Annotated in this window: 24 protein-coding genes; 18 read left to right on the top strand and 6 right to left on the bottom strand. The window is 71.5% G+C overall.

The genetic code is table 11. The annotated features are described in order from the left end of the window. The first annotated feature begins 451 nt into the window (after window positions 1-451). Together glyA and nrdR are read left to right on the top strand one after the other, a co-directional pair. Window positions 452-1,747, top strand: a complete 1,296-nt coding sequence (glyA, locus tag MRB58_RS18420; RefSeq protein WP_244778548.1) for a serine hydroxymethyltransferase — start codon at window positions 452-454, stop codon at window positions 1,745-1,747. A 3-nt stretch (window positions 1,748-1,750) separates the two neighbouring features. After that, window positions 1,751-2,269 (top strand): transcriptional regulator NrdR, encoded by a 519-nt coding sequence (gene nrdR / locus MRB58_RS18425; protein WP_244778549.1) that lies wholly within the window; start codon window positions 1,751-1,753, stop codon window positions 2,267-2,269. Here the strand turns inward: nrdR and MRB58_RS18430 are convergent. Then, window positions 2,240-2,749 carry a hypothetical protein gene (locus MRB58_RS18430; protein ID WP_244778550.1) on the bottom strand — a complete coding sequence of 170 codons (510 nt, stop codon included), beginning with the start codon at window positions 2,747-2,749 and terminating at the stop codon, window positions 2,240-2,242. The genes nrdR and MRB58_RS18430 overlap by 30 nt on opposite strands. A gap of 92 nt (window positions 2,750-2,841) precedes the next feature. Here MRB58_RS18430 and ribD point away from each other — a divergent pair, with 92 nt between their 5' ends. The 12 genes from ribD (at window position 2,842) to MRB58_RS18490 (ending at window position 13,168) form a co-directional block, all read left to right on the top strand. Further along, window positions 2,842-3,996, top strand: a complete 1,155-nt coding sequence (gene ribD / locus MRB58_RS18435) for a bifunctional diaminohydroxyphosphoribosylaminopyrimidine deaminase/5-amino-6-(5-phosphoribosylamino)uracil reductase RibD (RefSeq protein ID WP_371747303.1) — start codon at window positions 2,842-2,844, stop codon at window positions 3,994-3,996. Continuing rightward, entirely contained in the window at window positions 3,997-4,605 is a 609-nt protein-coding gene (locus MRB58_RS18440; protein ID WP_244778552.1) for a riboflavin synthase, read from the top strand. A gap of 69 nt (window positions 4,606-4,674) precedes the next feature. Continuing rightward, window positions 4,675-5,118: a 6,7-dimethyl-8-ribityllumazine synthase gene (ribH, locus tag MRB58_RS18445; protein ID WP_244778553.1), complete on the top strand. Its 444-nt coding sequence runs from the start codon at window positions 4,675-4,677 to the stop codon at window positions 5,116-5,118. After that, on the top strand, window positions 5,115-5,600 hold the full coding sequence (nusB, locus tag MRB58_RS18450) for a transcription antitermination factor NusB (RefSeq protein WP_244778554.1): 486 nt from the start codon (window positions 5,115-5,117) through the stop codon (window positions 5,598-5,600). Before ribH ends, nusB begins: the two co-directional genes overlap by 4 nt. Beyond that, window positions 5,593-6,483, top strand: a complete 891-nt coding sequence (locus tag MRB58_RS18455) for an alpha/beta fold hydrolase (RefSeq protein WP_244778555.1) — start codon at window positions 5,593-5,595, stop codon at window positions 6,481-6,483. The genes nusB and MRB58_RS18455 overlap by 8 nt, the downstream gene beginning before the upstream one ends. Before the next feature lie 6 nt (window positions 6,484-6,489). After that, complete coding sequence (gene thiL / locus MRB58_RS18460) at window positions 6,490-7,461, top strand: thiamine-phosphate kinase (RefSeq protein WP_244778556.1); 972 nt, start codon at window positions 6,490-6,492, stop codon at window positions 7,459-7,461. A 98-nt stretch (window positions 7,462-7,559) separates the two neighbouring features. Continuing rightward, complete coding sequence (locus tag MRB58_RS18465) at window positions 7,560-8,240, top strand: hypothetical protein (RefSeq protein WP_244778557.1); 681 nt, start codon at window positions 7,560-7,562, stop codon at window positions 8,238-8,240. Between the two features lie 120 nt (window positions 8,241-8,360). Next, a complete protein-coding gene (locus MRB58_RS18470; protein WP_244778558.1) occupies window positions 8,361-8,525 on the top strand; it encodes an aa3-type cytochrome c oxidase subunit IV in 165 nt (54 codons plus the stop codon). Window positions 8,526-8,565: 40 nt separating this feature from the next. Further along, a complete protein-coding gene (locus MRB58_RS18475) occupies window positions 8,566-9,735 on the top strand; it encodes a Re/Si-specific NAD(P)(+) transhydrogenase subunit alpha (RefSeq protein WP_244778559.1) in 1,170 nt (389 codons plus the stop codon). Window positions 9,736-9,806: 71 nt separating this feature from the next. Continuing rightward, window positions 9,807-10,328: a proton-translocating transhydrogenase family protein gene (locus MRB58_RS18480; RefSeq protein ID WP_244778560.1), complete on the top strand. Its 522-nt coding sequence runs from the start codon at window positions 9,807-9,809 to the stop codon at window positions 10,326-10,328. 181 nt (window positions 10,329-10,509) lie between these two features. Further along, window positions 10,510-11,916 (top strand): NAD(P)(+) transhydrogenase (Re/Si-specific) subunit beta, encoded by a 1,407-nt coding sequence (locus MRB58_RS18485; RefSeq protein ID WP_244778561.1) that lies wholly within the window; start codon window positions 10,510-10,512, stop codon window positions 11,914-11,916. Window positions 11,917-12,205: 289 nt separating this feature from the next. Next, window positions 12,206-13,168 carry a 2-hydroxyacid dehydrogenase gene (locus MRB58_RS18490; protein WP_244778562.1) on the top strand — a complete coding sequence of 321 codons (963 nt, stop codon included), beginning with the start codon at window positions 12,206-12,208 and terminating at the stop codon, window positions 13,166-13,168. 9 nt (window positions 13,169-13,177) lie between these two features. Here the strand turns inward: MRB58_RS18490 and MRB58_RS18495 are convergent, their stop codons facing one another. Both MRB58_RS18495 and MRB58_RS18500 read right to left on the bottom strand, forming a co-directional pair. Next, entirely contained in the window at window positions 13,178-14,692 is a 1,515-nt protein-coding gene (locus tag MRB58_RS18495; protein ID WP_244778563.1) for a methyl-accepting chemotaxis protein, read from the bottom strand. A 119-nt stretch (window positions 14,693-14,811) separates the two neighbouring features. Then, entirely contained in the window at window positions 14,812-15,147 is a 336-nt protein-coding gene (locus tag MRB58_RS18500; protein WP_244778564.1) for a hypothetical protein, read from the bottom strand. A gap of 273 nt (window positions 15,148-15,420) precedes the next feature. Here MRB58_RS18500 and MRB58_RS18505 point away from each other — a divergent pair, with 273 nt between their 5' ends. The 4 genes from MRB58_RS18505 (at window position 15,421) to MRB58_RS18520 (ending at window position 17,735) form a co-directional block, all read left to right on the top strand. After that, window positions 15,421-15,879, top strand: a complete 459-nt coding sequence (locus tag MRB58_RS18505) for a GNAT family N-acetyltransferase (protein WP_244778565.1) — start codon at window positions 15,421-15,423, stop codon at window positions 15,877-15,879. Window positions 15,880-16,005: 126 nt separating this feature from the next. Further along, window positions 16,006-16,878 carry an isocitrate lyase/phosphoenolpyruvate mutase family protein gene (locus MRB58_RS18510; protein WP_244778566.1) on the top strand — a complete coding sequence of 291 codons (873 nt, stop codon included), beginning with the start codon at window positions 16,006-16,008 and terminating at the stop codon, window positions 16,876-16,878. 11 nt (window positions 16,879-16,889) lie between these two features. Then, window positions 16,890-17,246: a TfoX/Sxy family protein gene (locus tag MRB58_RS18515; protein ID WP_244778567.1), complete on the top strand. Its 357-nt coding sequence runs from the start codon at window positions 16,890-16,892 to the stop codon at window positions 17,244-17,246. 3 nt (window positions 17,247-17,249) lie between these two features. Continuing rightward, a complete protein-coding gene (locus tag MRB58_RS18520; protein WP_244778568.1) occupies window positions 17,250-17,735 on the top strand; it encodes a GNAT family N-acetyltransferase in 486 nt (161 codons plus the stop codon). A gap of 66 nt (window positions 17,736-17,801) precedes the next feature. Here the strand turns inward: MRB58_RS18520 and cobN are convergent, their stop codons facing one another. From cobN to MRB58_RS18535, 3 genes are all read right to left on the bottom strand, one after another. Beyond that, entirely contained in the window at window positions 17,802-21,506 is a 3,705-nt protein-coding gene (gene cobN / locus MRB58_RS18525; protein WP_244778569.1) for a cobaltochelatase subunit CobN, read from the bottom strand. After that, window positions 21,506-22,564 carry a cobalamin biosynthesis protein CobW gene (cobW, locus tag MRB58_RS18530; RefSeq protein ID WP_244778570.1) on the bottom strand — a complete coding sequence of 353 codons (1,059 nt, stop codon included), beginning with the start codon at window positions 22,562-22,564 and terminating at the stop codon, window positions 21,506-21,508. The genes cobN and cobW overlap by 1 nt, the downstream gene beginning before the upstream one ends. A 126-nt stretch (window positions 22,565-22,690) precedes the next feature. After that, window positions 22,691-23,494 carry a crotonase/enoyl-CoA hydratase family protein gene (locus MRB58_RS18535; RefSeq protein ID WP_244778571.1) on the bottom strand — a complete coding sequence of 268 codons (804 nt, stop codon included), beginning with the start codon at window positions 23,492-23,494 and terminating at the stop codon, window positions 22,691-22,693. Window positions 23,495-23,598: the final 104 nt, after the last annotated feature.

Here is a 23,598-nt window from a genome sequence, read left to right on the forward strand (position 1 = left end):
TGCGCAAGGGGCCGAGGTCCTTGCGGCGCGTGCGGCGCAGGAACCGTGGGTCCGGCTCCCCCAGCGAGTGAAGGAGAGGGCGCAGTCGTGCCACGGCAGGGTGACGGCGGCGGCGACGCCAGCGGTGGCCGCGGCGGAGATCTGCAGCGCCCGTACCGCTCCGCGTCCGCCACCGCCGCGACGTCGGCGCGCCGCAGCGTCCCGCCGTAGGCGGCGACGACCGGGCGCACCAGCGGGCGCTCCAGCCAGCGGGCGAGCGGGCCGCGCTTCAGCTCGGCGACGCGGTCACTCGAACGTTCGATGTCGTGATTTATATGCCGCCGCGGGCGAGGGGGGAGCGTTGCGCACCGTCGGCAGCGCCACTATGGTCCGCGCGCGCGTCACCACGCGGCGCATCTTCCGCGGCGACACGGCGTGCCGCCCGACAGTACCGAACATTGAGGAGGCGCGTATGAGCCTACGCGAAGCCGCTGAGACCCGTTCTTTCTTCGACCAGGCGCTCAGCGAGACCGATCCCGAGATCGCCCGCGCAGTGGCGTTGGAACTGGAGCGCCAGCAGAACGAGATCGAGCTGATCGCGTCCGAGAACATCGCCTCCAAGGCGGTGCTCGAGGCGCAGGGCACGGTCCTGACGAACAAGTACGCAGAGGGTTATCCGGGCCGGCGCTACTACGGTGGCTGCCAGTTCGTGGACATCGCCGAGGAACTGGCGATCGACCGGGTGAAGCGCCTGTTCGGCTGCGACTTCGCCAACGTGCAGGCCAACTCCGGCAGCCAGGCCAACCAGGCGGTGCTGCTGGCCTGCGCCAAGCCGGGTGACACGCTGCTCGGCATGGGGCTCGACGCCGGCGGCCACCTCACCCACGGCGCCAAGGTCAACCTGTCCGGCAAGTGGTTCGACGCGGTCGCCTACGGGGTCGATCCGGCCACCGGCCTCATCGACTACGACCAGGTCGCGGCGCTCGCCGCCGAGCACAAGCCGAGCGTCATCATCGCCGGCGGCTCGGCCTACTCGCGCCTGATCGACTTCGCCAAGTTCCGCCAGATCGCCGACAGCGTGGGCGCGGTCTTCCACGTCGACATGGCGCACTTCGCCGGGCTCGTCGCGGGCGGGGTGATCCCGAGCCCGTTCCCGCACGCCCACGTCGTCACGTCGACCACGCACAAGACGCTGCGCGGCCCGCGCGGCGGCATCGTCCTGACCAACGACGCGGACATGGCCAAGAAGATCAACTCGGCGATCTTCCCCGGCCTCCAGGGCGGGCCGCTGATGCACGTGATCGCCGCCAAGGCGGTGGCCTTCCACGAGGCGCTGCAGCCGGCCTACAAGGCCTATGCGCATCAGGTGGTGGAGAACGCCAAGGCCTTCGCCGAGGCGCTGAAGGGCCACGGCTTCGAGGTCGTCTCCAACGGGACCGACACGCACGTGATCCTCGTCGACCTGCGGCCCAAGCGGGTCACCGGCAAGGACGCGGAGAAGGGGCTCGGCCTGTCGTCGATCACCACCAACAAGAACGGCGTGCCGAACGATCCGCAGAAGCCGATGGTGACGTCCGGCATCCGCGTCGGCACCCCGGCGTGCACGACGCGCGGCTTCGGCGTGGCCGAGTTCCAGGACGTGGCGCGGATGATCGCCGAGGTGGTCGACGCGATGGACCAGGGCGGCAACGTCGACGAGGCGGTGTCGAAGAGGGTGAAGGACGAAGCGCACGCGCTGACCGCGCGCTTCCCGATCTACGCCGAGTAGACGGTGCGCTGCCCGTACTGCGGGGCCGACAACAGCCAGGTGAAGGAATCGCGACCCTCCGAGGAGGGGGCCGCGATCCGGCGCCGCCGCGCCTGCACGGTGTGCGGCGGCCGGTTCACCACGTTCGAGCGGGTGCAGTTGCGCGAGCTGACCGTGGCGAAGCGCTCCGGCAAGCGCGAGCCGTTCGACCGGGACAAGCTGGCCCGCTCCATCCAGATCGCGACGCGCAAGCGCTGCGTGGACGGGGACGTTCTCGAGCGGATGATTTCGGGGCTGGTGCGCCAGCTCGAAGCCGGCGGCGAGAGCGAGGTCACGGCGGCCGAGATCGGTGACCGGGTGATGGAGGCGCTGAAGGGGATCGACGATGTCGCTTACGTGCGGTTCGCGTCCGTCTACCGCAACTTCTCCGAGGCGCGCGACTTCGAGGCGTTCGTCACCGAGCTGGCACAGAATGTGGGCCAGGGCCGCGGCGCCGCCGGGGCGGACGAGCCGTCAGACCGGGGCGACCCCGAGGCTCCATAGGAGCACATAGGCCGGGACGAGGGCGGCGGCGATGCGGGCGAGACCCCCCGGCTCGGCGAACGGGGAGGGCAGGCGCGGGACCGCCAGTGCGGCGCGATGAGCGCCGATGACGAGGACCAGCGCGACGACCATGTCGTCCACGCGGGACAGACCGCCGGCCGTGTCGGGCACGAGGTCCTGCGTGGTGGCGACGTAGAGGCAGGCGAGGACGAGCGCGACCGGTCCGCCGGCCACGCGCAGACCCTCGAGCACGAAGAGCCAGAAGAGGCTCGCCAGGCTCTCCAGCAGGTAGGCGAGCCAGACGAGGTGCGCGTCGAAGCGGACCGTCAGCACGAGGCTGACGGCGAGCAGGAGGCCGGCACGCGAGGCGAACTCGGTGTGCGCGGCGACGGCGGCGGCGTCCACGGCGGCATCCACGGCCGCCCAGGCGAGCGCCAGCGCGGCAGCCAGTGCCAGCGCGACGGCCCTGGTCCGTGTCAATGCGCCGGCGCGCTTTATGAAGATGGCCCAATCGGTCACGGGATCAGTATGGTTTCGAGACCTTGCTGATTGAAGATGGGATTATATTAAATTTGGAACTATTCGAGGCTCGAAACGGTCAGGATGACGACACCCACATGGCCGCGGCGCTATCCATTGGGCGACAAGGGAACGGCCGAACGGCGCCCAATCCATCCGTCGGCGCGGTCGTCGTAAAGGACGGGGCTGTCGTGGGGCTGGGGCGGACGGCGGACAGCGGGCGGCCGCACGCGGAGGTGGTCGCGCTGGCGCAGGCGGGGGAGGCGGCGCGCGGCGCGACGCTCTACTGCACGCTGGAGCCCTGCTCGCACTTCGGCAAGAGCCCGCCTTGCGCGGACGCGGTGATCGCCGCCGGCATCGCCCGCGCGGTCGTCGCGATCGAGGATCCCAACCCGGACGTCGCCGGCCGCGGCACGCGGCGCATGCGGGAGGCGGGGATCGAGGTGTCGGTCGGGCTCGGTGCGGCGGCGGCGCGGCGCGACATGGCCGGACACCTGACGCGAATGCGCCTCGGCCGCCCGCACGTGACGTTGAAACTCGCGGTCTCGGCGGACGGCGGGATCGGGCGGCGCGGGTCGGGGCAGGTGGCGATCTCTGGGGCGGCCTCGCGCCGCAGGGTCCACCTGATGCGCGCCGAGCACGACGCGATCGGCATCGGCGTCGGCACGGTGCTGGCCGACGACCCGGCGCTGACGTGCCGCCTGCCGGGAATGGCCGCGCTCTCGCCGCACCGCCTGGTGTTCGACACCGAGGCTCGCACGCCGCCGACCGCGGCGGTGTTCGCGGGGCCGGCAAAGGCGCTGGGCGGGGTGCGCGCAGGCACGGCGGCGGTGGCGGCGGCGGCGCCGACGATCCTGACGGCGGCCGACGCGGACGCGGTGCGCCTCGACGCGCTGCGGGCGGTGGGCGCTGCGGTCATGGCAGTGCCGCGCGGAGCGGGGGGGCGGCTCGACCTCGCGGCGGCGCTGGCGGCGCTCGGCGCCGCGGGGGTGACGACGCTTCTCGTCGAAGGCGGGGCCGTTCTCGCCGAGGCCCTGTGGGCGGCCGACCTCGTCGACGCGGCGGTCTGGATCGAGGGGCCGCGGGCGATCGGCGGTGCGCTGGTGCGTCCGTTCGGCGGAGAGGGCCGCGCGAGGCTTGCGGAACGGCTCGCCCTTTGCCACGTGTCTCGGGTCGGCGACGACCGATGGCTCCACTGGCAGCGATAAATGTTCACAGGCATCATAAGCGACGTCGGCACCATCACCCGGCGCGAGGCGTTCGGCGACGGGGCGCGGCTTTCCATCGCCTCGTCCTACCCGGCCGACACCATTGCGATCGGCGCCTCGATCGCCTGCGGCGGCTGCTGCCTGACGGTGACGACCCTGGCGGGCGGGGCGGACGGCGCGACCTTCAGCGTCGACGTGTCGGGCGAGACGATGGACAAGACCACCATCGGCACCTGGAACGAGGGCGACCGCATCAACCTCGAGCGATCGCTCAAAGCGGGCGACGAACTGGGCGGCCACCTCGTCTCCGGCCATGTCGACGGGCGCGCCGAGATCGTCGAGCGGATCGAGGGGGAGGAGATGACCACCTTCCGCTTTGCGCCGCCGGCGGACCTGCTGTCGCTCATCGCCCACAAGGGCTCGGTGGCGCTGGACGGCACGTCGCTCACCACGAACGAGCCGGGGGACACCTTCTCGGTGGCGATGATCCCGCACACCCTGGCCGTGACCACCTGGGCCGACCGTCAACCGGGCGATCTTGTCAACATTGAAGTCGACACGATTGCGCGGTACGTCGCCCGCCTTGTCGGCGCGCGGACAGCCGGCTGATCCGATCAGCCCACACCGCCGACCGACGAGGGCGACAGCCGCCACGCGGCGTTTCGAAGGACGACACCCATGGCTTCACGCGCGCTCATCATCGAAGCCCGCTTCTACGACGACATCGCGGACATGCTGCAGGCCGGCGCCAAGGCGGAGCTGGCCAAGCGCCGGTTCGAATCGGACGTGATCAGCGTGCCGGGGGTGCTGGAGATCGCCCCGGCGCTCTCCATGGCGCTCACCTCGGCCCGGCGGCGCGACCTGCCATACGCGCTGTTCGTGGTGCTGGGATGCGTGATCCGCGGCGAGACCTACCACTTCGAGATCGTCTCGAACGAGGGCAATCGCGCGGTGGTGGACCTGCAGGTGACCAACCGGCTGGCGCTGGGCAACGGGATTCTGACGGTGGAAACCTACGAGCAGGCGCTGGTGCGCGCGGACCCGAAGCAGAAGGACAAAGGCGGCGACGCGGCCGCCGCGGCCATCGCCCTCTACGACCTGCGCGAAGCGCTGAACCGATGAGGGCGCCGCGCAAGGACCACAAGCCCAAGCCCGCCAACAAGCGGGCGGTGGCGCGCCTCGCCGCGGTGCAGGCGCTCTATCAGATGGACGTGACCGGCGCCGGCGCGCGCGACATCGTCAAGGAATTCGAGCTTTTCCGGCTGAAGCAGGACCTCGACGGCGAGGAGCTGCGCGCCATCGACATGAACTGGTTCGACGGCATCGTCTCGGGCGTCGTGGCGCACCAGCGCGAGGTCGACGGCGCGATCGACGAGGCGTTGAAGGAGGGGTGGCCGCTGCGGCGGATCGATCTGACCTTGCGTGCGCTGCTGCGGGCGGGGACATTCGAGCTGATGTATCGCGAGGATGTGCCCATGCGGGTGATCGTGTCGGAATATGTCGAGGTGGCGAAGGCCTTCTTCGGCGAGGACGAGCCGCGGCTCACCAACGGCGTCCTCGACGCGGTGGCGAAGAAGGTGCGCCCGGAGCCGATCGGTGGCTGACACGCTGGGCGTCGTCGCGCTGGACACCGGCACGCTGACGATCTCGGCGGAGATTTCCGGCCCCACCGGCGGCCGGCCGATGATTCTGCTGCACGGCTGGCCGGACGACCCGCGCACCTGGGACGCCCTCCTGCCGGAGCTGCACGCCGCCGGCTACCGCACGATCGTGCCTTACCTTCGCGGCTTCGGGCCGACGGTGTTTCACCAGAGCGCGACCGTGTCGGGCGATCTCGAGGCGCTGGGGCAGGACGTCCTCGACCTGATGGACCGGCTGGGACTGGCCGAGGCGGTCGTGGTGGGGCACGACTGGGGGGCGCGGGCGGCCTATGTGGCCGCGCATGCGGCGCCGGAGCGGATCCGGGCGTGCGTGGCGATCTCGGTCGGCTGGGGCACCAACACGGCGGACCAGCCGCTGCCGCTGAACCAGGCGCAGGATTACTGGTATCACTGGTTCTTCGCCACACCCTACGGTGCGGCGCGGCTGCGCGAGGATCCGCGCGGGTTCGCCCGCTACATCTGGACCATCTGGATGCCGGACTTCCCCGCGGCGCTCGCCGGGTTCGAGGCGACGGCCGATGCGTTCGACAATCCCGCCTGGCCGGACGTCACCATCCACTCGTACGCGATGCGCTGGGGGAACGCGCCGGCGAACCCGCAATACGACGCGCTGCGGGCCGCGCAGCGGGCGGACCGCACGATCCGCGTGCCGACGCTGATGCTGCACGGCGGCGCCGACCCGGTCACGGCGGCGTGGACGTCCGAAGGCAAGGACGGCCTCTTCACCGGGCGCTACGAGCGGCACGTGCTCCCCGGCCTCAACCATTTTCCGACGCGCGAGGCACCGGACGCCGTGGCGCGGCACATCCTCGCCTTCCTCGGCTGATCGCGGGTGGACGAGGACGCGCTGATCGCCACCGTGTTCGCGCCGCTGGCGACCGCGGCGGGCGCCGACCGGCTCGGCGACGACGCCGCCGCCTTCGAGGGCGGGGCGGGGGACATCGTCGTCACCTGCGACGCGCTGGCGGCCGGGGTGCACTTCTTCGCCGACGATCCGCCGGCGGCGATCGCGGCCAAGGCGCTGCGCGTCAACCTCTCCGATCTCGCCGCCAAGGGGGCCGAGCCGTTCGGCTACCTGCTGGCGCTGGCGCTTCCCGCCAGTTGCGGCGAAGCGTGGGCACGTGCGTTCGCCGGCGGCCTCGCGTCGGATCAGGCGCGTTACGGCGTCTCGCTTCTGGGGGGCGACACCCTGCGCGCCTCGCCGGGGGGCGGGGCGACGATCACCGTCACCGCCTTCGGGCGCACGGGGGCCGGGGCGACGGTGCGCCGAAGGGCGGCGCGGCCGGGAGACGTGGTGGTCGTGACGGGGACGATCGGCGATGCCGCGCTCGGCCTGCAGGCGCGGATCGCCGAACCGTGGGCGATCGAGCCGCAGGACGCGGCCGCGCTGGACCGGGCCTATCTGTGGCCCGACCCGCCGGTCGCCGCGTGGCGTGCCGTGCGGGCGCATGCGGCGGCGGCGATGGACGTTTCCGACGGGCTCATCGGCGATCTCGCCAAGCTGTGCCGCGCGGCCGGTGTCGGAGCGCGGCTCGACCTCGGCGCGGTGCCGCTGTCGGCGGCGGCGCGGGCGGCGATCGCGGCGGACCCGGCGGCGTTCGACCGTGCGGTGACGGGGGGCGACGACTACCAGATCCTCGCCACGGTGCCCGGTGACAGGCTCGCCGCCTACCTCGCGGCCCTCGCCGAGGCGGGGGTCACGGCGACGGCGGTGGGCGAGATCGTCGCCGGCGAGACGCGGGTGGCGCTGACGCGCGAGGGGCGGTCGGCCGAGGTCCGCGACGGGCGCTTCCAACATTTCTGATCGCGCCCGTGTCGCGCCGTCGTCCGTTTCGGGCTGACAATCGGGGATCGCTTTTGTATCAACGCCCGGTTGTTCACGGGATTGTTTAAAGGGCTCGTATGCGTGAGATCACCATTGTCGGCTTCCCCAAGTGCGGGACGTCGGCACTGATCCGCCGCTTCGAGGAGGAGGAGGACGTTCACGTCATCCGCTCCGCCGGCGGTTCGGTGGACGCCAAATTTCCCGACCGCGCGAACCTGCCGCTCGACAAGATCATCGTTCACAAGTGCCCCTCCTACGTGCTGAAGCGGGAAGACCTCGAGCAGCTCAACGGGGAGATCGCGCCGGATGCGCAGATCGTCTTGTGCTTTCGCCGGCTGCCGCGGGTGCTCTTGTCCTGGCACAACATGCACCGGCGGATCGCGCGGACCGGGGCGCACTTGCAGCCGAACCACTTCGTCCACCGCGACCCGGAGTTCTGGGCCCATTGCTCGGTGGACGACTACTACCATCGCAGCGTCCACCGCTTCCGGATCGACATGTTCTTCGACCAGATGCTGCGCGTCTTCCCGGCCGAACGGGTGACGGTGGTGGCGCAGGAGCGGATGGCACGCTCGGTCGCCAACGTCGTCAAGCTGTTGAAGGGTGAAGCGCCGGTGGAGGACGAGACCGAGATGCACCGCGGCTACGCCGACAAGGCGCAGCTGCCGATCGAGCCGGCGGTGCTGGACGCGCTGGAGGAGAACTATCAGCGCTTCATGGCGCTGGTGGCGCAATCCAAGGTGCGTACTTTGGTCTGAGGTGTTGCGCCGCGGCGGGCCGTTCCTTGCGAAATCGGGAACATCCAGGCTTGGCTCGGGCCCTCTTTCTTGCCAGCGTCGAGGCACCCGACTAGAACCCTCGATTGACGGAGGAACCCGATGGCCAGTGAACCGACTTATTCCTTTGCGGACGAAAGCGGCAACCCGCCGCGCACCGACTATCAGGATCACGTGCGCACCTACGAGGCGTTCGTTTCCCTGACAAAGTGGGGGATCGGCACCGTTGTGGTCATCTTGATCGCTATGGCCGTCTTCCTCCTATAATACACGACGCGACACCTAAGTTCGCGACAGGAGGATACGCTTGAAGATCGCCGTTCCGGCCGAGGCCGAAGACACGCGCGTCGCTGCAACGCCCGACGTTGTGAAGCGCTACGTCAATGCCGGCGCCGAAGTTGCAATCGAGAGCGGGGCTGGCGCGGACTCGCGCGTGACCGACGAGGCGTACCGCGAGGCGGGCGCCACCATCGCCGACTCCGCCGAGGCCGCCGTCAGCGGGGCCGACATCATTCTGACCGTGCGGCGCCCGTCCGCGGCGGTGCTGGGCGCGGCCAAACGCGGCGCCTTCCTGATCGGCGCGCTCGACCCCTACGGGGACGCGGACGGGATGAAGGCGATCGCCGACGCCGGCCTCGCCGCGGTGGCGATGGAGCTGATGCCGCGCATCACCCGCGCGCAGTCCATGGACATTCTCTCCAGCCAGGCCAATCTCGCCGGCTACCAGGCGGTCATCGACGCCGCCTCGGTCTACGACCGGGCCATCCCGATGATGATGACTGCGGCGGGCACCGTCCCGGCGGCCAAGATCTTCGTGATGGGCGCGGGCGTGGCGGGCCTTCAGGCGATCGCCACGGCGCGGCGCCTGGGCGGCGCCGTCTCGGCGACCGACGTGCGGCCGGCCGCGAAGGAGCAGGTCGCCTCGCTGGGCGCCAAGTTCATCGCGGTGGAGAACGAAGAGTTCAAGGCGGCCGAGACGGCCGGCGGCTACGCCAAGGAGATGAGCGAGGACTACCGCCGGCAGCAGGCCGAGCTGGTCGCCGCGCACATCGCCAAGCAGGACATCGTCATCACGACCGCGCTCATCCCCGGCCGCCCGGCGCCGAAGCTGATCTCGGCGGCGATGGTGGCGTCGATGAACCCCGGCTCGGTGATCGTCGACCTCGCGGTGGAGCGGGGCGGCAACGTCGAGGGGGCGGTTCCGGGCGACGTGGTCACGGTGGGTCCGACGACCATCATCGGCCACACCAACATGCAGGGCCGAATCGCGGCCTCGGCCTCGCTGCTCTACGCCAAGAACCTCTACACCTTCATCGACACCGTGCTTCTCGACAAGGAGAAGGCGTTCGCCCCGAAATGGGACGACGAGCTGATGACTGCGACGCTGCTGACGAAGGACGGGGGCCTGGTGCATCCGAAGTTCGGGGGGACGGCGCCGGCAACGGCGGCGCCTCAGGCTGCAAGCTCCGCGGGCTGACACCCACAGACCAACCAGAACAGCCGTGAGCCCCGGTCGGCCCGACCGGTGTGGCGAGCAGGGAAGAGCGAATGAACGAGGACAACGCCGAAGCCGCCTTGGAGGCGGCGCGCACCGCCGCCGAAGCTGCTGCGCGGTCCAGCGACGCGGCGCAGGCGGCGACGGTCGCGGCCGACGCGGCGACGAAAGCGGCCGAGGCGTCGCACGCCGCGTCCGTCGCGGCGGAGGCCGCGGGCCATGCGGCGCAGCAGGCGGATGCGCTGGCGGTCGCCGCCAGCGCCGCCACCGCCGGGGCCATCGACCCGACGATCTTCCGCCTGGCGATCTTCGTGCTGGCGATCTTCGTCGGCTACTACGTGGTCTGGTCGGTGACGCCGGCGCTGCACACGCCGCTGATGAGCGTCACCAACGCGATCTCCTCGGTCATCGTCGTGGGCGCGCTGCTGGCCACCGGCGTCTCCTTCGCGGAGGCGGACGGGGCGTTGTGGGCCAAGGTGTTCGGCTTCATCGCGCTCATCCTGGCGTCGGTGAACATCTTCGGCGGCTTCCTCGTCACCCAGCGCATGCTGGCGATGTACAAGAAGAAGCGATGACGTCCCGCCTCTGGCGCGCGCGGGGTGGCCTGGCGGCCGCGATCGTGCGGCGCGCCGCCCCGTCCGGGCCTCACCGGTCCGGCGCGGCTCCCTTCGTTCGGCGTAGCGGGCCCCGCGCCCGCATCCACGCCGCCGCCGGCACCCATCGGCCTCACAACGACAAGAAGCGATTGGACGAGCAATGAGCCCCAACATCGCCGCCATCCTGTATCTGATCTCCGGCGTCCTGTTCATTCTGGCACTGCGCGGTCTCTCGCACCCGACGTCGAGCCGCCAGGGCAACATGTTCGGCATGATCGGCATGGCGATCGCCATCCTGACGACGCTGATCGTCGCAGCGCCGGACGTGCTGGGCTGGGTGCTGATCCTGCTGGGCGTCGGCATCGGCGGTGGCATCGGCGCCGTGATGGCGCGGCGCATCCCCATGACCGCGATGCCGCAGCTCGTCGCCGCCTTCCACTCGCTGGTGGGTCTCGCGGCCGTCTTCGTGGCGGCGGGCGCGCTCTATGCGCCGGAGGCCTTCGGCATCGGCACGCCCTTCCACATCAAGACGCTGTCGCTGGTCGAGATGGCGATCGGCGCGGCGATCGGCGCGCTGACCTTCACCGGCTCGGTCATCGCCTTCGCCAAGCTGGACGGTCGCATGTCGGGCAAGCCGATCCTGCTTCCGGCGCGCCACCTCATCAACGCCGGCCTCGCGATCGTCCTGATCCTGCTGGTGGTGTGGTTCGTCGGCGCGGACGAGATGGTGCTGCAGCAGCGCTTCCTGTTCTGGCTCATCGTGCTGGCGGCGCTGGCGCTGGGCGGGCTCATCATCATCCCGATCGGCGGGGCTGACATGCCCGTCGTCGTGTCGATGCTGAACTCGTACTCGGGCTGGGCGGCGGCCGGCATCGGTTTCACGCTGGGCAACACCGCGCTCATCATCACCGGCGCGCTGGTCGGCTCCTCTGGCGCGATCCTGTCCTACATCATGTGCAAGGGCATGAACCGCTCGTTCATCTCGGTCATCCTCGGCGGCTTCGGCGGCGAGACGGCCGGCCCCGCGGGCGACCTCGGCGACCGCACGGTCAAGCAGGGCTCGGCCGAAGACGCGGCCTACATGATGAAGAACGCCGGGTCGGTCATCATCGTGCCGGGTTACGGCATGGCGGTGGCGCAGGCCCAGCACGCTCTGCGCGAGATGGCCGACGTCCTCAAGGAGGAGGGCATCTCCGTGAAGTACGCGATCCACCCGGTCGCGGGCCGCATGCCGGGGCACATGAACGTACTCCTGGCCGAGGCGCAGGTGCCCTACGAAGACGTCTTCGAGCTGGAGGACATCAACTCGGAGTTCGCGCAGACGGACGTCGCCTTCGTCATCGGCGCCAACGACGTGACGAACCCGGCGGCGCGCGACGACCCGTCCTCGCCGATCTACGGCATGCCGATCCTCGACGTCGACAAGTCGAAGACGGTGCTGTTCGTCAAGCGCTCGTTGGGCTCGGGTTACGCCGGCATCGACAACACGTTGTTCTACAAGGACAACAACATGATGCTGTTCGGCGACGCCAAGAAGATGGTCGAAGAGATCGTCAAGGCGCTCTGACCGGCCGCGCCGCCCTCGACGGCCGGCACCCACCACCGCACCGAGGCGCCCCCGTGGCGCCTCTTTGCGTTTACGCTCGCGCGGGGCGGTATATTTGGCGGTTCGTTACGTGCGCCGGACGCTATGTTCCCATGCCGTTATCTGACTATACCATGCGCGGAATATGGCACGCGAGGGACGGGCACGCTCGGGCCGCGGGTGCGACCGGTCGCCAGTGGCGGTTGCGGCCGCGGCCGGCCGAGGCGCGTCGCGTGGCGCCCCGAGGAAGCGAAGGATCGATATGCGCATTGTGGTGATCATATGCCCGCCGGCGTTGCGGCAACGGCTGCCGGCGGCGATCGGGGAGGAGGTCGAAATCGTCACCCTTCCGGTCGAGGCGCGCAATTCCGACGTCTACGACATCGAGTTCCGGCCGGACGACGTCGTCCTCTCGATGGATCTGACGCGGCCGGGCGGCAAGCTGCCGCGGGTGGCGCTGTTGCAGCTTCCCGGCGCCGGCACCGACCGGATCGACCTCGACGCGTTGGCGCCGGAGACGAGCGTGTGCAACGTCTTCGAGCATGAGATCCCGATCGCGGAGTTCGTGCTGGCGGCGATGCTCGAATGGGAGATCCGCATCGCCGATCTGAGGGCGATGTTCACCGCCGAGAGCTGGCCCGGCCTCAGCCGTGCGCGCGGCCTGCACGGGGAACTCTACGGCAAAACGCTGGGCGTCGTCGGCTTCGGGCGCATCGGCCGGGAGGCGGCCAAGCGGGCGGCCGCGTTCGGCATGACGGTGCTCGCCGTCGCGCGGCGCCCGGACGGCGGTCCGGCCGACGAGGTGCACCCGACCGCGGCGCTCGCCGACGTGCTGCCGCGTTGCGACTACGTCCTCGACACGCTCCCCCTCGACGAGGCGACGCGCGGGATCTTCGACGGGCCGATGTTGGCGCGGATGAAGCCGACGGGGGTCATCATCAACGTCGGCCGCGGGCAGACGATCGACGAGGAGGCGCTGTTCACGGCGCTGTCGCAGAAGACCATCGGCGGGGCGATCCTGGACGTGTGGTACCAGTACGCCCGCGACCCGAGCGAGACGCCGCCGCCCTCGCGGTTCGACTTCTTCTCGCTCGACAACGTGATCCTGACGCCGCACGCCTCGGCGGTGACGGGCAGCCTGTGGGACCGCCGGGCGGCGACGATCGCGGAGAATTTCCGGCGCTTGGAGAGGGGCGAGCCGCTTCTCAACGTGGTGCGCGCGGGAACCCGCTGAGGCGGCCCCTCAGTGGCGCGCGACGGTGTCGAGGAAGCGGCTGATCGTCGACTGCAGTTCGTCCGACACGGCGGTGACTTTGCGGGCGGTGTTCTCCACCGTGACGGCCGTCTCGGCGTTGCCGACGACGGTGGTCTCCAGTTGCTCGATCCCGGTGACGGCGCGCTGGACGCTGCCGCGCGCGGCGGCGAACGCGGCCTCCAGCTCCCGACTGGCGGCGGTCTGGTCGGCGAGGGCCTCGCTGATCGCACCGGCGTCGACGTCGACCGCGCGGGCGAGATCGTCGATCTTGCCGATCTCTGCGATGGCGCGCCGGGTGGAACCGGCGATCGCGTCGATCTTGGCGACGATGGTCTCGGTCGCCTTGGCGCTCTGCTCGGCGAGGCCTTTCACTTCGGTGGCGACGACGGCGAAGCCTTTGCCCGCCTCGCCGGCGCGCGCGGCCTCGATGGTGGCGTTGAGGGCGAGGAGGTTGGTCTTCTCGGCGACGGCACGGATGACGGCGACGAGCTCGTTCATCTCGCGCGCGCCGTCGGCGAGGACGGTCACCGCCTCGGCGCTCTGGGCGGTCTGAGAGAGGACGTCGTCGGCGCGTGAGGCGGTGCCGCGGGCACGTTCCTCGATACGGGCGGCGATGCTCTCCAGTGACCGCAGCGCCGTGGCGGCACGGTCGGTCACCTCCAGCACCTCGCCGGCGGCGCCTTTGACGTCGCCGACCTTGGTGCGCCCGTCGTCGGCGCACCGGCTGACGAGCTCGGCGGTGGTGACCATGGTTGAGGTCTCGTGGGTGACCGCATCGACCGAGCGGGCGGCGTCGGCGCGGAAGCCGCCGATCAGCTCGGCGACGATGGCCTGGCGGCGGCGTTCGGCCTCGTGCTCGGCCTCCATGGTGCGCTCGACGTCGCGGGCGCGCTCCTCGGCGCGGCGTTCGGCGGACGCGGCGTCGACGATGAGGGGCTCCATCATCCGCGCGACCGGCAGCAGCACCCCCGCCTCCAGGATCACGATGAAGGCGTGCAGGAGGACGCGCACGGTGTCGGTCCCGTCGGGAAAGACGCAGTGGGGGCTGACGAAATTGAGGATGACGTGGTGGAGCGCGATCTCGGCGACGACGGTCGGGAAGATGCGCCAGTCGCACCAGCCGGCGAGGATCGCCAGCACGGCGAAGACGTAGAGGTGCAGGTCGATCTGGTAGCGCGTACCGGCGGCGGCGGCGATGATGGCGCCGGTCATGACGATGGCGCACGTGGAGATCGTCTGCCGGGCGCGGGGGCCGACGCCGCCGGTGACGATGGCGAGATGCGCGCAGCCGGCCGCGGCGAAGGCGATCGCCGTCAACAGGATGGTGAAGGCGGGCGACTGCTGCGACAGGAGGGCGATGGCGATCGCCACCGGCACGTTGGCCCACAGGAAGGCGACCAGCGCGCGGCCGAACTTGCGCCGCACCGGCAGCAGCGGATCCGGCGCGGACGCGGGCTGCGCCGTGCCGCCGGGGTCGATCGGATCGTCGACGAGCTCGAGCATGTTGCGCCCCCGGCCTCCCTCTCGGGCGAAGCCGTGCCTTGGACGTACGTCCGGCACGGAGGGCGCACTCTAGGCGGTGCGGCTGGGCTCGGTCTTGAGCGCCGGGCGGGCCACGGGCGTCAGCGCACGCGCGTCATGGTGAAGGGCTGGCCGACGGAGGGCGCGCAGGAGAGCTGGCGCGTGGTGATCAAGGTGCACTCGGCGGTGCGGGCCTCGTTGGCGGCGATCGAGGTCCAGTTGAGGCGTAGGCCCGCGCCGGTGCGCACGTAGCGCCCGTCGGCGACGACGGTCTCGCCGGTGCCGGTGAGGCGCGAGGTGAAGGCGCCGTTCTGGAAGGTGGCGATGAAGACGCCGTCGTCGGAGCCCCAGTTTCCGTCGATGGAGGAACCGCCGCTGCCGGTGACACAGCCAGCCAGCGATACGGCGAGCCCGCAGACGATCATCATGGCGCGCATGTTCGGCTCCTTTCGAAAAGGCTCGCGGCTTGATCCGTTGAGGATGGGCCGAGATTGCAGGGCACCCCGGACACGCGCAACACGGCGCGCCGCCCTCTACGGTGGACGAATGCGCAATCGCGGCGGCTTGCGACGTCTATGCAACGTTCTTCGCGGCGGCCGGCACGAGCGGGGGCGGCGAATCGTGGTAACGGACGCGCGCGGGCGTGGGGCCGGCGTCAGCGGGAGGCGGAGCATGGGCAGACCGGAGCGTGAGGCGGGGCGGGCGCGGGGATGAGCGAGATCACCTTTCGCGATGCGACGGCCGCCGACGTCGCCACCATCGTCGCCATGCTGGCCGACGATACGCTCGGCGCCGGCCGCGAGACGGTGAGCGATCCGCCGCTGCCGGCCTACCTCGCCGCGTTCGAGGCGATCGCGGCCAACCCGCTCGACCACCTCGTGGTGGCGGTGGTGGACGCACGCGTGGTGGGCTGCGCGCAACTCACGGTGCTGAGTGGGATGAGCCGCCGAGGCGCGCGGCGCGGCCTGATCGAGGGCGTGCGTGTGTCGAGTGCGGTGCGCAGCGGCGGTGTGGGGCAGGCGCTGATCGAGCGGCTGATCGAGCTGGCGCGGGCGGAGGGTTGCGGCATGGTCCAGCTCACGTCCGACATGTCGCGCACGCGGGCGCACCGGTTCTACGAGCGGCTCGGTTTCAAGGGCTCGCACCTGGGCATGAAGATGGAGCTTTGAGGCGCGGCCGGGCCGTGGCCGCCGCACAGACGGCACGTCGGTTGGTTCGGGATGGACCGAACCCTGGCCAGGCGCTATCGCACTAGCACGGCCGGGATCACCCGCTGCCCGAACGGAGACCGACCCGTGCCTGGACCCCATCCCGCGCCGCTCGACCCGCCGTCTCATATCGCCGACATGGCGACCCGTTTCCGCGCCCTCCACGAGGATTTTCTGGTGGTGCCGAACCCGTGGGACGCGGGCAGCGCCAAACTGGTGGCGGAGGCCGGCTTCCAGGCGGTCGCCAGCTCGTCGGCCGCCTGCGCTTGGGGGCTGGGCAAGGCGGACGGGGCGATCGGGCGCAAGACCGCGATCGCGCATGCCGCCATGCTGAGCGAGGCGTCGGGCCTGCCGGTCAACGGCGACTTCGAGAGCGGCTACGGCGAGACGCCGGCGGAGGTGGCCGAGACCATCGAGCGGGCGATCGACGCCGGCGTCGCGGGCTGCTCGATCGAGGACCTGTCGCAGGGACGGCCGGAGCCGCTGTACGACCGGCATATGGCGTGCCGGCGGCTCGAGGCAGCGCGCGACGTGATCGAACGGGCGGGGAGCGATTTCGTGCTGGCCGGGCGCTGCGAGGCGCTGGCGCCGTTCGGCAAGGACGGCCTCGCCGAGGCGCTGGCGCGCGTGCCGCTCTACGTCGCCGCCGGGGCGCATGTGATCTACGTGCCGTTCTTGACCGAGGCGGTGGAGGTGGAGGCGGTGGTCGCCGCGTCGGACGTTCCGGTGAGCGTGATCGCGGGGCTCGGCGGGGTGAGCGACGATCTCGCCGCGCTGCGCACGATGGGGGTGCGGCGCATCACGCTGGGCTCGGGGCTCTACAAGCTGGCGATGGCGGGTTTCCTCGGCGCGGTCGACGCGCTGGCGCAGGGCCGCGTCGCCGTGGCCGGGGGCACGCCGGGGGCGCGGTTCAACGGCGCGTTTGCAGCCCGGCGACATGGCCCGGCGGCTGGAGCGTAGGCGGGGCGGCGGTGGACGAGGCGGACCTTCAGGATCTCTTCGCCCCGTTCGGGCCGGTGACGGTGAACCGGATGTTCGGCGGCAAGGGCGTGTGGGCCGACGGGGTGATGATCGCCCTGGTGGCGTACGGCGAACTCTACATGAAGACCGATGCCGCCAACGCGCCGATGTTCGAAGGCGAGGCGCCGTTCAGCTTCCGCCGCGGCGAGAAGACGATCACCACGAATCTCGTCAAGCTGCCGGCGGCCTGCTTCGACGATGCGGACATGCTGGTGCGCTACGCGGCGTCGTCGCTGGAGGCGGCACGGCGCAGCGCGGCGAAGAAGCCACCCCGGCGCGCGCGGCGTGGCGTGCGAAAGGAGAGGTGAGGCATGCGGATCCGTGCGGTGCGCGAGGCGGATGCGCCCGCGGTGTGGGCGATCATCGGCCCGATCATCCGCGGCGGCGCGGAATACGCGCTGGAGCGGGACATGAGCGAGGCGGACGCCATCGCCTACTGGTACGGCGCCGACCGTGAGACCTATGTCGCCGAGGTCGACGGCGAGGTGCTGGGCACCTACTACATCCGGCCCAACCAGCCGGGCGGGGGCAGGCACGTCGCCAACTGCGGCTACGCGGTGTCGTCGGCGGCGCGCGGGCGTGGGATCGCGCGGGCGATGTGCGCGCACTCGCTGGTGCGGGCGCGTGAGGCGGGCTACCGGGCGATGCAGTTCAACTTCGTGATCGCCACCAACACGCGGGCGATCGCACTGTGGGAGGGGATGGGGTTCGCCACGCTCGCCCGCCTGCCGGGCGCCTTCGTGCATCCCGCCGAGGGCGAGGTGGACGCGTTGGTGATGTACCAGCGGCTCGACTGAGGGGCACCCGCAGCGAGACGGGGCGCCGCGCCGGTGGGACCGGGACAGCGGGGCAGGCGCCGGGTGTCAGCCGGCGCCTGCCAGCGTGGCGGCGGCGGCGTTGCTGCGCGGGTGCCATAGGCCGCGGGTGATCGCTTCGGCGAGGCGGGCGTTGAGGTCCGCCCAGGCGGCGGGGTTGTTGGCCCGCATGAAGGCGGCGGCCGCCTCGTCGGCCACGAAGGCGGCATAGGCCGCGTCGAAGTGGTGGTCCTTGACCGCGCCGGTGGTAGCGGCGAAGGCGAACATGTAGTCCACCGTCGCGGCGATCTCGAACGCGCCCTTGTAGCCGTGGCGCATGACGCCGGCGATCCACTTCGGATTGGTGACGCGGCCGCGCACGACGCGGGCGATCTCTTCCTCCAGCGTGCGCACGACCGGGCGCTCGGGGCGCGAATGGTCGTTGTGGTAGACTGCGGGGCGCTCGCCGCGCGCGCGGTGGACGGCCGCGGTGAGGCCGCCTTCGAACTGGTAGTAGTCGTCCGAATCGAGGAGGTCGTGCTCGCGATTGTCCTGGTTGTGCAGGACCGCGTCGACGGTGCCCAGGCGCTCGGCGAGGGCGGTGCGGTCGGCGGTGCCTTGCGCACGCGCGCCGTACGCGTAACCACCCCAGACGGTGAACGCTTCGGCGAGGTCGTCGCGCGTGTTCCAGCCGCCTTCGTCGACCAGCGCTTGCAGCCCCGCCCCGTAGGCGCCGGGCTTGGCGCCGAAGATGCGGTGCCCGGCCGACAGCGCGGCCTCGGCCTCGGGCGTGCCGGCGGCGACGAGGGCGCGGCACTCGGCCCGCATGCGCGGGGCGATCGGGTTCTCGGCGGGGTCCTCCTCCAGGGCTCCGATGGCGCGGACGGCACGGTCGAAGAGGGCGATCTGGTCGGGGAAGGCATCGCGGAAGAAGCCGGAGATGCGCAGCGTGACGTCGATCCGCGGGCGGCCGAGGACGGCGAGCGGCGTGATCTCGTAGCCCGTCACGCGGCGGGAGGCGGGATCCCAGACCGGCTTGGCGCCGATGAGGGCCATGGCCTGGGCGATGTCGTCGCCGCCGGTGCGCATGTTGGCGGTGCCCCAGCAGGACAGCGCGATCGAAGTCGGCCAGTCGCCGTGGTCCTGTAGATGACGGGTCAGGACGAGTTCGGCGGAGCGGCGGCCGATCTCCCAGGCGGCCGGGGTGGGCACGGCACGGGTGTCGACGGAGTAGAAGTTGCGGCCGGTGGGCAGAACGTCCGGGCGGCCGCGGCTGGGGGCGCCGGAGGGGCCGGGCGCGACGAAGCGGCCGGCGAGGGCGGCGAGCGTCGCGGCGATCTCGCGCGGGCCGCAGGCGTCGACCGCGGGTGCGAGGCGGGTGTTGATTTCGTGCAGCACGGCGTGGGTGGCGGTCCACCCGGCGGGGGCGGGCTCGCCCTCGATGAGGCGGGCGGCGCGGGCTTCCAGGCGCTCGATCGTGTCGCCCTCGGTGCGCCAGGGGGCGTCGCCGGTGAGGGCGGCGGGGCGCGGGCCCGTCCAGGGGGCGGACATCGTGCTGTCCAGCGGGTCGAACCCTGTGCCGTCGGCGAGGCGAAGGTCCGCGGCGAGGGCGCGCAGGAGCGAGGCGTCCTGCGGGCGCTCGCCGCGCGGGGGGCGGGCGAGTGCGACGAGGAGGTCGGTCCGGAGGTGTCCTTCGGGGGAGCGGCCGAAGACGTGCAGGCCGTCGCGGATCTGGAGTTCCTTCAGCTCGCACAGCCAGGCGTCGAGCCGTTCGAGGGCGGCGTCCTGGGCGAGGCCGGCGAGACCGATATCCTCGGCGAGGCCGCTCGCCTCGGAAAGGTCCAGGATCTCGCGGGCGAGATGGCGGGTGCGGCGCGGGTCCCCGCCGGAGGCGTCGTAATATTCGTCGACCAGGGCCTCCAGGTCGCGCATGGGGCCGTGGCTCTCGGCGCGGGTGAGCGGCGGGGTCAGATGGTCGACGATGACGGCCTGGGTGCGGCGCTTGGCCTGCGCCCCCTCGCCGGGGTCGTTGACGATGAAGGGATAGATGTGCGGCAGCGGACCGAAGACGGCCTCGGGGAAGCAGGCCGCGGACAGGGCGAGGGCCTTGCCGGGCAGCCATTCGAGGTTGCCGTGCTTGCCCATGTGGACGAGCGCGTGCGCCTCCCGCCGCAGCGCCGCGTAGAAGGCGACGTAGCCGTGCGGCGGGACGAGGTCCGGCGCGTGGTAGGTCTCCTTCGGGTCGATGTTGTAGCCGCGCGCGGGCTGGATGCCGATGAGGACGCTGCCGAGCCGCATCAGCGGCAGGGCGAAGGCCCCGCCGTGGAAGAAGGGGTCGGCGTCCGGCGCGCCCCAGCGGGCGGTGATGGCGTCGCGGGCGGGCCCGGGCAAGGCGGCGAAGGCGGCGTCGTAGTCGGCGCGGGCGAGGGTGACCTCGGGCCGATTGTGCGGGTTGGCGTTGGTGGGACCGGCCTGCAGGCGCTCCACCAGGGCGTTGCCGTCGGCCGGGAGGTCGCCGGTGGCATAGCCCTCGGCCTGCATTGCCTGGAGGAGGGCGAGGGTGCCGGCGGGCGTGTCGAGCCCGACGCCGTTGGCGATGCGGCCGTCGCGGTTGGGATAGTTGGCGAGGACGATGGCGACGCGGCGCTCGGCGGGTGCGGCCGGGATGGTGGCCCAGCGGCGCGCCAGCTCGGCGACGAAGCGCACGCGGTCGGGTTCGGGCTCGGAACGGACGATGTCGCACTCGGTGCGGGCATCCCAGCGGGCGGCGGCCTTGAAGGCGATGGCGCGGGTGACGATGCGGCCGTCGACCTCGGGCAGGGCGACGTTCATGGCGAGGTCGCGGGCGGTGAGGCCCTGGTCGGCCTCGGCCCAGGTATCGCGGGTGGAGCCGGAGAGGATCGCCTGCAAGACGGGAGCGCCGGGTTCGTCGAGCACGGTGCCGCTGACCCCGCCGGGGGTGCCGGCGGCGAAGGCGGTGGCGTTGAGGACGACGGCCGGGGCCACGGCGGCGAAGGTGGCGCGAACGACGTCCTGGCTGGTGGCGTCCTTGAGACTGGCGGCGAAGAGGGGGAGCGGGTTGAGACCCTCGGCCCGCAGCGCCGCGGCGAGCGCGTCGACGGGGGCGGTCTGGCTGCCTTGGACGAGGGCGCGGTAGAAGGTGAGCGCGGCGACGGGGGCGCCGGACCGCCAGGTGGCGGCGAGCTCGTCCAGCGTGGCGATGCCGGTGCCGGGGAGCCAGACGCCGGCGGCGGGGAGCGGCTCGGGCGGACCGGGGCGCGGCGCGTCGGCGAGGATGGCGGCGGCGCGGGCGAGGAAGCGGGACGCGTTCTGGGCGCCGCCTTCCACGAGGTCGTGCCACAGGGCCGCCGCGTCGCCCTCGTCCAGGGTGGAGAGGGCGGCAAGTTCAGGGTCGGGGCGGGCATCGCCCGGCAGCGCGGCGAAGAGGATGCCGTGACGGTGGGCGGCGGCGGCCAGCGCGTCGAGCCCGTAGGGGAAGTAGGAGCGCCCGCCGAGAACGCGGGCGACGATGAGGCGCGCATGGCGGCCGGTGCGCTCGACCCACTGGTCGACGCTCATCGGGTGGGCGAGGCGCATCTGGTTGACAAGGCGCACGGTGGGAGCGTCCACGGGGCGTGCGGCCTGCGCGGCGGCCAGCGCCGCGAGCTCGGTATCGGCCGCCGACAGGACGCAGATGTCGGCCGGGGCCTGGCCGAGGTCGATCGCCTCGCCCTCGTCCGCGATGGTGCCGCGTTGCGCGAGGAGGAGGTGCATCAGGCCGGGAGCGTCGCCCCGGTGGCGGCGGCGATCTGCGCGCGGATGGCGCCTTCGTCGACCCCGCTCTGGGCGATGACGACGAGGCGCGTCGCCCGCTCGCCGGGCTGCCACAGGCGATCGTACCCGGTCGAGATGCGCCGGCCGACGCCCTGGACGACGAGCCGCATCGGCTTGCCGGGGACATCGACGAAGCCCTTCAGGCGCAGGATATCGTGGCGGGCGACGAGGTCGGTCACGGCGGTGACGAAGGCGTCCGGATCGTCGACTGCGGCGGCCTCGACCACGAAGGAGGTGAAGTCGTCGTGATCGTGCTCCTCGCCGTCCGCGTGCTCCAGCTCGTGGTGCGACTTGCGGGTGGCGATCAGCGTCTCGGTTGCGGCGCCGAGGCCGAGGAGGACATGCGCCGGGAGGCGGCCTTCGGGGGAAACCACGTGGCGTGCGGTGCTCGCGGCGGTGACGGTGGCCTTCACGCCGTCGAGCGCGGCGCGGTCCAGCGTCTCGACCTTGTTGAGGACGACGAGGTCGGCGGCGCGGAGCTGATCCTCGAACAGTTCCTCGAGGGGGGAGTCGTGGTCGAGCGAGGGGTCGGCCTGGCGCTGCGCGTCGACGGCGGCGGGATCGTGGGCGAAGAGGCCGGCCGCCGTGGCGGCGGCGTCGACCACGGTGACGACCCCGTCGACCGTGACGCGCTCGGTGATGCCGGGCCAGTTGAACGCCTGCACGAGGGGCTGCGGCAGGGCGAGACCGGACGTCTCGATGACGATGTGGTCGGGCTGCTCGGCGCGGTCCAGGAGGGCCGTCATGGTGGGGACGAAGTCGTCGGCGACGGTGCAGCAGATGCAGCCGTTGGTCAGCTCGATGACGTCGTCTTCGGTGCAGGTCTCGATGCCGCAGCCCTTGAGCACCTCACCGTCGACGCCCAGGTCGCCGAATTCGTTGATGATGAGGGCGATGCGGCGGCCGCCGGCGTTCTCCAGGAGGTGGCGGATGAGCGTGGTCTTTCCGGCGCCGAGGAAGCCGGTGATGACGGTCGCGGGGATCTTCGCGGTACGCAAGGGTCGTCTCCTGGTTGGTCTCTGTCCTATCCCACGGCTGCGGGCCGTTGGGAAGGCGACCGGCTGGCGCGGGGGAGGAGGGGCCGGCGCCGCGAAACGTCGGTGCGGCGCCGGCCCGTGTGCGGCTCAGCTCCCGGTGAAGTTGGGCTCGCGCTTCTCGCGCATGGCGGAGATCGCCTCCTTGTGGTCGGAGGTGGCGTGGGCGAGGGCCTGCTTGGCGGCCGAGAGCTCCAACAGGGTCGCCAGGCTGACCTGGCCGGCCTCGCGCAGGAGACGCTTGGTCATGCGCACGACGTGCGGCGGGTTGACGGCGATGCGCCGGGCCAGCGACTGCGCCGCCCCGGTGAGGGCGTCCCCCGGCACGACGCGCGAGACGAGGCCGCAGGCGAGTGCCTCCTGCGCGCTGATCGGGTCGCCGGTGAGCGCCATCTCGCACGCCTTGGAGAAGCCGACGACGCGCGGTAGCAGCCAGGCCCCGCCGTCCCCCGGCACGATGCCGACCTTGACGAAGCTCTCGGCGAAGCGGGCGTTCTCTGAGCAGATGCGCAGGTCGCACATCAAGGCGAGGTCGCAGCCGGCACCGATGGCCGGGCCGTTGACGGCGGCGACGACCGGCACCTCGAGCGCCTCCATCACCAGCGGAATCCGCTGGATGCCGGCGCGGTAGTTGCGCCGCGTCTGGGCGGGGAGATCGTCGGCGAGGCCGCCGGGCTGATCCATCGTCTTGAGGTTACCGCCCGACGAGAAGGCCGGGCCGGCACCCGTCAGGATGACGACGCGGGTGGCGATGTCCTTGTCCGCCTCTTCGAGCCGTTCGATCAGCGCGTCGATGAGATCGAGGTCGGAGATGGCGTTGCGCGTGTCGGGACGGTTCAGCGTGATCGTGGCGATCCCATCATCGTTGCGTTCGAAAAGGACCGGTGGGGTCACGGGCGGTTTCCTCCATTATGACGTCGATTTGATCCGAGGCGGTACAGCAGAGCGGGCCCGATGGCGATCCCTGCGCGCGCCGTCGTGCCGGCCACTTGCACCGG

The organism is Acuticoccus sp. I52.16.1 (assembly GCF_022865125.1).
Classification (GTDB): Bacteria; Pseudomonadota; Alphaproteobacteria; order Rhizobiales; family Amorphaceae; genus Acuticoccus.